Below are 6995 nucleotides of genomic sequence, written 5' to 3'. Positions count from 1 at the left end.
CGAGGTGATCCGCGAGCATCCGGTGCTGCTGAACCGGGCGCCGACGTTGCACCGCCTCGGCATCCAAGCGTTCGAGCCGGTGCTGGTCGAAGGCAAGGCCATCCGGCTCCACCCGCTGGTGTGCGCCGCCTTCAACGCCGACTTCGACGGCGACCAGATGGCCGTGCACGTGCCGCTCTCGATCGAGGCGCAGCTCGAGGCGCGCGTCCTCATGATGTCGACCAACAACATTCTGCATCCCGCGAACGGTTCGCCGATCATCGTGCCGAGCCAGGACATCGTGCTCGGGCTCTATTATCTCTCTCTCATGCTCGATGGGGAGAAGGGAGAGGGCATGCTGCTCGGCAGCGTCGCGGAGGCGCGGCACGCGCTGGCGGCCGGCGCCGTTTCCCTCCACGCCAAGGTCAAGGGACGGTATCGCTCCGTCGATGCCAACGGGCGGTCCGTTTCGCGAATCTACGAAACGACGCCAGGGCGGCTGTTGCTCGGCGATCTTCTGCCCAAGCAGCCGGGCGTCGGTTTCGAGCTGGTCAACCAGTTGCTGACCAAAAAGGCGATCTCGAGCATGATCGACGCGGTCTACCGCGGGTGCGGGCAGAAGGAGACGGTGATCTTCTGCGACCGGATCATGGCCGCCGGCTACGACCATGCCTGCCGGGCCGGCATTTCGTTCGGCAAGGACGACATGGTCATCCCGGATACGAAGTGGGCGGTCATCGAGGACACGCGTCAGCTGGTCAAGGACTACGAGCAGCAGTATCTGGATGGCCTCATCACCCAGGGTGAGAAATACAACAAGGTGGTGGATGCCTGGGCCAAGTGCACCGACCGCGTCGCCAAGGAAATGATGGATCGCATCTCGGCGGTACGAAAGGCCGATGGCGAACCGGGACACAAGTCCATCAACTCGATCTACATGATGAGCCATTCGGGGGCGCGCGGCTCTCCGGCCCAGATGAAGCAGCTCGCGGGCATGCGCGGCCTGATGGCCAAGCCGTCGGGCGAGATCATCGAGACGCCGATCATCTCCAACTTCAAGGAGGGGCTCACGGTTCTCGAGTACTTCAATTCGACGCACGGTGCCCGCAAGGGATTGGCCGACACGGCACTCAAGACGGCCAACTCGGGCTATCTGACCCGGCGTCTGGTCGACGTCGCGCAGGACTGCATCATCCTCGAGGACGATTGTGGCACCGATGGCGGCATCAACGTGCGGGCGGTCGTCGATGCGGGCGAAGTGATTGTCTCGATCGGCCAGAGGGTGCTCGGGCGGACCGCGGCCGACGACATCGTCTCGCCCACCAGCGGAGCCGTTCTGGTCAAGGCCGGAGAGGAAATCGGCGAGAGCCAAGCGGAAGCGATCAATGCGGCGCAGATCCAGGAAGTGCGGATCCGCTCCGTGCTGACCTGCGAGACGCGCCGTGGCGTGTGTGCCAAGTGCTATGGGCGCGACCTCGCACGCGGCACTCCGGTCAACATCGGCGAGAGCGTCGGTGTCATCGCGGCGCAGTCGATCGGCGAGCCGGGAACGCAGCTCACCATGCGCACGTTCCACATCGGCGGCACGGCGCAGGTGGTCGACCAGTCGTTCATCGAGGCGAGCTTCGAGGGCAAGGTTCGCATCGCGAACCGCAATGTGGCTCGCGACAGCAACGACCGTCTGGTCACCATGGGCCGCAACGTGCAGATTCAGATCCTCGGGCCGGACGGCAAGGAGCTGGCATCGCACAAGGTGGCCTACGGCGCGCAACTGCGCGTGGACGACGGCGACACGGTAAAGCGTGGCACGCGCCTCGCCGAGTGGGACCCCTATACGCGGCCGATCCTGACGGAGGTGGATGGTATCGTCGGCGTCGAGGACCTTGTCGACGGATTTTCCGTGCACGAGCAGTACGACGAGAGCACCGGCATCACGAACCGCGTCGTCATCGACTGGCGTACCAGCCCGCGCGGCAATGAGCTCAAGCCGGCGATCAAGATCACGGACAAGGAAGGCATGCCCGTGAAGCTGCCGCGCGGCGGCGACGCACGCTATCTCCTTTCCGTCGATGCGATCCTCTCGGTCGAACCGGGCAAGAAGGTGAAGGCGGGCGACGCTCTGGCGCGCATTCCGCTCGAGAGCGCCAAGACGCGCGACATCACGGGCGGTCTGCCGCGCGTGGCGGAGCTGTTCGAGGCTCGCCGGCCCAAGGATCACGCGATCATCGCGGAGATCTCGGGAACGGTGGAGTTCGGCAAGGACTACAAGAACAAGCGCCGCATCGGCATCGTTCCGGACGACGACAATCTGGAGAAGGTCGAGTATCTCATCCCCAAGGGCAAGCACCTCTCGGTGCAGGAGGGGGACCGGATCGAGAAGGGCGAATTCATCCTCGACGGGCTCCCCGCGCCGCACGACATCCTCGCCATCAAGGGCGTGGAGGAATTGGCGGCCTACCTCGTGACGGAGATCCAGGACGTCTATCGCCTGCAGGGTGTGACGATCAACGACAAGCATATCGAGGTCATCGTCCGTCAGATGCTCCAGAAGGTGGAGATCACGGATGCCGGCGAGACCGACCTGCTCAAGGGCGAGCAGCTCGACGCCGAGGAGTTCCGGGTGATGAACCTCGAGGTGGAGCGTTCCGGCCGGCGTCCGGCGGTCGCCATGCCGGTGCTGCTCGGGATCACCAAGGCTTCGTTGCAGACCCGGTCGTTCATCTCCGCGGCGTCGTTCCAGGAGACCACGCGGGTGCTGACCGAGGCGGCGGTGAACGGCAAGGTCGACGATCTCGAAGGCCTCAAGGAGAACGTCATCGTCGGGCGTCTCATCCCGGCGGGAACGGGCAATATGCTGCGCGAAATCAAGGAGATCGCGAGCCGTCGCGACGAACTCATCCTCAAGGAGCGCGCGCGGCTCGCGGCCGAAAGGGCCAAGGCGGCGGAGCTGGCGGCTTCGACGGCTGGCGGAATTTTCTCGCCGTCGGAGCCCGCGCCGGACAGTGCGCCGGCGGGGGAATAACCCTGATCGACCTGTCTTGCCCGTCTTGCTGACGGGAGGGGCGAGTTGAAAGCGAACGGGCTCGCGGTCACCGCGGGCCCGTTTTCATTTCCTCACGACCATCTGGCGTCGTCGGCATAATCCTCGGGGATCGGGTCCATCGCCTCGAGCGCGTTGCTCGCGGACCGGATCGCCTCGATCGCGGCATCGACCGCCTCGAGTTGGGTCGCGCGGGCCGCCTCGTCCGGCGTCCAGTTTTCCGCTCCCTTGCGCAGCAACCGTATGGCCTCGCGGCTCGCGTTGGCGATGACGATCTCGAGGTGCGCGGCGTCGCGCGCGCCGACCAGAAATTGCATCCGCCGGCTCGCCTCGGCGCGCACGTTCTGTCCGGTCGGGGCCGGCGGGCGTGCATGGGTCTCGACGGCCGCCGCGAGCGCCGCGTCGTCGATGCCCGGCAACATCAGGATGCGCGCATCGGGATCGAGCCGGTGCGGCACGTCGAGGGGATCGCCGAAGGCCGCGACGACACGCCCGGCATGGGGAATTTGTTCCTCGGTCAGGATCGCGACGCCCATCGTCTCACTCCCAGATGATCATCATGGCCCAGGTGCCGCGGTGCGGCCCCTGGAGATCGAGATTGCCTCCGCTCGACTGGAACACCTCGATCTCGAAATAGTCTCCGCCCGTCACCTCGATGATCGGCCCGAGCACCGGCGCGCCATGCACACCGCTGGCGTTCGCGCTGTCGTTGGCGAAGGCGCTGTATTCGGTCATCGAGTTGCCGTTCTTGGAGAGCCGCGCGGCGCGTCCGCCGGTCGCGTTCGAATTCCAGGCGCAGTGGCCGAGGATCTGGATCTTGGTGACGCCCGAGGGCACGGTTAGCCGCGAGGGGTTTCCCGCGCTCCAGATCGCATCCGTGTCGTAGGCCTCCGCGTCCCAGGGCACGACCGTGAAGGTGTTGTTCGGGATGCTCTCGCTGGCCGAGAGCTGCACCAGCGCGCCGCGATAGGCCCCGCCGCCGCCGCCGATGGTCGTGTTTGGGAACGTGACGGTGCCGGTGTCCTTGTCGATGAGGATGGCTTCGTGCCAGGTGCTTCCGTCCGGCGAGACCTTGAAGTGGAAGTCGTCGTCACCCGTTGTGCCCATCTCGGCGCGGCCGGAAAAGCCGGTCTGATAGAGCACCGAGGCGGTGTCGGTGGCGATCGCCTTGTTGATCTTCTGCTGGTGGCCACCCGTGCCCGCGTGGTTGAACAACGAAGCCGCCGATGCGACCGCGAGCCGGTTGGTCGCGTCCGCCGTGGCGTTGATGCCGACGAGCCCGCCGGTCGCGGGATTGAGCGAGGCACCGCCGCTAACCGCAGTGGCTGGAGCCCAAGCGGCGCCGTCGAAGACGAGCAGGCTCGCTTCGTCCTCGATCCAGGCCAGCCAGCCGGGTTGCGGGGAATAGAAGGCCCATGCGCCATCCTGCCAGGCGGCGATCTCGGTCTCTTTTCCGCTCCAGTCGCCCGTGGCGCCTGCCGCGGCGATGTAGCGATCGCCGTCGTCGGGAGCGAGCGGTGGCGCGGTAAGGTCTCGGTCGAGCACGGCGATTTGGACGAGGGCATCGAGGGCGCGGATGGCCTCGTTGTGCGTGACGTGCTTTTGGGCCTGCGCTTCGAGTATGAAGGGCAACCTCAGGTTGGGTGTGATGTCCATGGGTGGTTTCGAGCTCGCTCTGCAACCGTCTGGCTCGCGCAGTATCGCCCGGTTGCGGGGGGCGGGGATTAGTCTTGCCGGGATTTCCGTGCTTGCAGGCGACGGCGTCGGGGTGTGCGGGCGGACGGCAGACACGTTCGAGCGCCTTCCCGGCGGGATCGGGTTCACTGGTTCATAAGGCTGACATGCGAATCCCGCTTATCGCTTGCAGGCGAATTCGAAAGACGACAGGGTGACGCCGTGACCGCATCGCATTCGAATGAGTGGGCCGGCCCGACCCGGCACTATCGGACGCTGTTCATCTCCGATATTCATCTCGGCACCAAGAACTGCCGGGCCGAGGAGCTGCTCGGCTTCCTGCGTACGGTCGAGGCGGAGACGATCTTCCTCGTCGGCGATGTCGTCGATTTCTGGCAGATCCGGCGCCAACCCTATTGGCCACAGACACACAACGACGTCGTGCAGGTCCTGCTGAAGCGGGCGCGCAACGGCACGAACATCATCTTCATTCCCGGCAATCACGACGACGACTTGCGGGCCTATTGCGGCCAGCACTTCGGCGGGATCGAGCTGAAACTCAGCGACCTCCACGAGACGGCGGACGGGCGGCGCTTCCTGGTGATGCACGGCGACGAGTTCGACGTCGTCGTCCACCATGCCGAGTGGCTCGCCAAGCTGGGAGACACGGCCTATGTCTTTGCACTTTGGCTCAACACCCGGCTCAACTGGGTGCGGCGGCACCTCGGGCTCGGTTACTGGTCGCTCTCGGCGTTCCTGAAGCAGAAGGTCAAGCAGGCGGTCGCATTCATCGGGCGTTTCGAAAAGGCGCTGGTGGCGGAGGCGGCGCGGGCCGAGGCGGACGGGGTCATTTGTGGGCACATCCACCACGCCGCCATGCGGCAGATGGGCGACATCCTCTACGTCAACACGGGCGACTGGGTGGAGAGTTGCACGGCGGTGTGCGAGAGCCATGACGGAACCCTCGAAGTGATGCGCTGGTTCGACATGGCCGAGCGCGGCAATGTGCAGACACTGGCGCCCAAACGCGTCGGCGAGGCGGCTTAGGGGCGTCCCTCTTTGCGGATCGACAGCGTATTGATTGGCGCATGTGCCGCCGACCGGTGCGTGGCGCTATGCTCGCGCGGCAATCCACCGGCAAGCGACAGGAAAGCGGGCGAGCGATCGTCCTGCCCCTTCGCGTGTCGGCCCGGCTGACCTATGTTGAGTCCATGAGGCTACTCGTGGTCACGGACGCTTGGCGTCCCCAGGTCAACGGGGTCGTTCGTACCTACGAGCGGCTCGCCGTGGAACTTCCAGGTCTCGGTGTCGAGGCGGACTTCATCACGCCACAGCGCTATCGCACCGTGCCGATGCCGACCTACCCGGAGATTCGCCTGGCGCTCGCGACGCCCTGGTCGATCGCGGCGGCGATCAAGCAATCGGCTCCCGACTTCATCCATATCGCGACCGAGGGGCCGCTCGGGCTGCTGGCGCGTCGCTGGTGCCTTGCCAACGGGATGCCCTTCACGACGAGCTACCACACGCGCTTTCCAGAGTATCTGGCCGCGCGCTTGCCGGTCCCGATCTCGTGGGGGCATGGCTTCGAGCGCTGGTTCCACAACGCCGCTATCGGCACCATGGTGGCAACGCCCTCGCTCGCGGCCGAACTCGCGGCCATGGGGATCGAGCGTACGCTGGCGTGGACGCGCGGTGTCGATACGGACCTCTTCCGGCCGCGGGGCGAGCGGTTGTTCGGACAGGCGGGACCGATCTTCCTCTATGTCGGACGGGTCGCGGTCGAAAAGAACGTCGAGGCGTTTCTCGGGCTCGATTTGCCGGGGCGAAAGGTCGTGATCGGGGACGGTCCGGCCCGTGCGGCACTCGAGGCGGGCTATCCGCATGCGCTGTTTACCGGTCCGCTGTTCGGCGAGGACTTGGCGCGCCACATGGCATCGGCGGATGTCTTCGTTTTTCCGAGCAAAACCGATACGTTCGGCATCGTCCAACTGGAGGCGATGGCCTCGGGGCTGCCGGTTGCCGCCTTCCCGGTGACCGGGCCGCGCGATCTCGTGGTGCATGGGGTGACGGGCGTTCTCGGCGAGGATCTGCAAGCGGCGGCGTTGGCGGCGTTGCGGCTCGATCCAGAGCGGGCGCGCGAGCATGCGCTCGGCTTCGGCTGGCAGGCGTGTGCACGAATGTTCATCGACAACATCCTCAGCGCGAACGCGGCCGTTGGCCATGCGCCCGTTCGGGCCTCTCGAGGATCGTGGGCAACAAAAAAGCCTGGCTCGGGCGAGCCAGGCTTAGAGGGCTTATGAGC

General features: G+C 65.8%; 5 protein-coding genes. 3 read left to right on the top strand and 2 right to left on the bottom strand.

Features of this window, described 5'->3' with window-relative positions; genetic code table 11:
• On the top strand, positions 1–3001 hold a 3001-nt coding region (locus GC150_17585), incomplete at its 5' end, for a DNA-directed RNA polymerase subunit beta' (GenBank protein ID MBI1386718.1).
• Positions 3002–3093: 92 nt separating this feature from the next.
• On the opposite strand, the gene GC150_17580 is transcribed toward GC150_17585, so the two are convergent.
• Positions 3094–3555 (bottom strand): hypothetical protein, encoded by a 462-nt coding sequence (locus GC150_17580; protein ID MBI1386717.1) that lies wholly within the window; start codon positions 3553–3555, stop codon positions 3094–3096.
• A 4-nt stretch (positions 3556–3559) separates the two neighbouring features.
• Complete coding sequence (locus tag GC150_17575) at positions 3560–4675, bottom strand: DUF2793 domain-containing protein (GenBank protein ID MBI1386716.1); 1116 nt, start codon at positions 4673–4675, stop codon at positions 3560–3562.
• 294 nt (positions 4676–4969) lie between these two features.
• Here GC150_17575 and GC150_17570 point away from each other — a divergent pair, with 294 nt between their 5' ends.
• Both GC150_17570 and GC150_17565 read left to right on the top strand, forming a co-directional pair.
• Positions 4970–5740 (top strand): UDP-2,3-diacylglucosamine diphosphatase, encoded by a 771-nt coding sequence (locus GC150_17570; protein MBI1386715.1) that lies wholly within the window; start codon positions 4970–4972, stop codon positions 5738–5740.
• 164 nt (positions 5741–5904) lie between these two features.
• Positions 5905–6993 carry a glycosyltransferase gene (locus tag GC150_17565; GenBank protein ID MBI1386714.1) on the top strand — a complete coding sequence of 363 codons (1089 nt, stop codon included), beginning with the start codon at positions 5905–5907 and terminating at the stop codon, positions 6991–6993.
• Positions 6994–6995: the final 2 nt, after the last annotated feature.

It is taken from the genome of Hyphomicrobiales bacterium, from assembly GCA_016125495.1.
Lineage (GTDB): Bacteria > Pseudomonadota > Alphaproteobacteria > Rhizobiales > RI-29 > RI-29.
The sequence above is the reverse complement of the archived record's forward strand: the minus strand, read 5'-3'. Positions and strand labels throughout refer to the sequence as shown.

Excerpts from the sequence above, each read along its gene's own strand:
- GC150_17580 (MBI1386717.1), bottom strand. The coding sequence starts at position 3,555 with ATGGGCGTCGCGATCCTGACCGAGGAACAAATTCCCCATGCCGGGCGT.
- GC150_17575 (MBI1386716.1), bottom strand. The coding sequence starts at position 4,675 with ATGGACATCACACCCAACCTGAGGTTGCCCTTCATACTCGAAGCGCAG.
- GC150_17565 (MBI1386714.1), top strand. The coding sequence starts at position 5,905 with ATGAGGCTACTCGTGGTCACGGACGCTTGGCGTCCCCAGGTCAACGGG.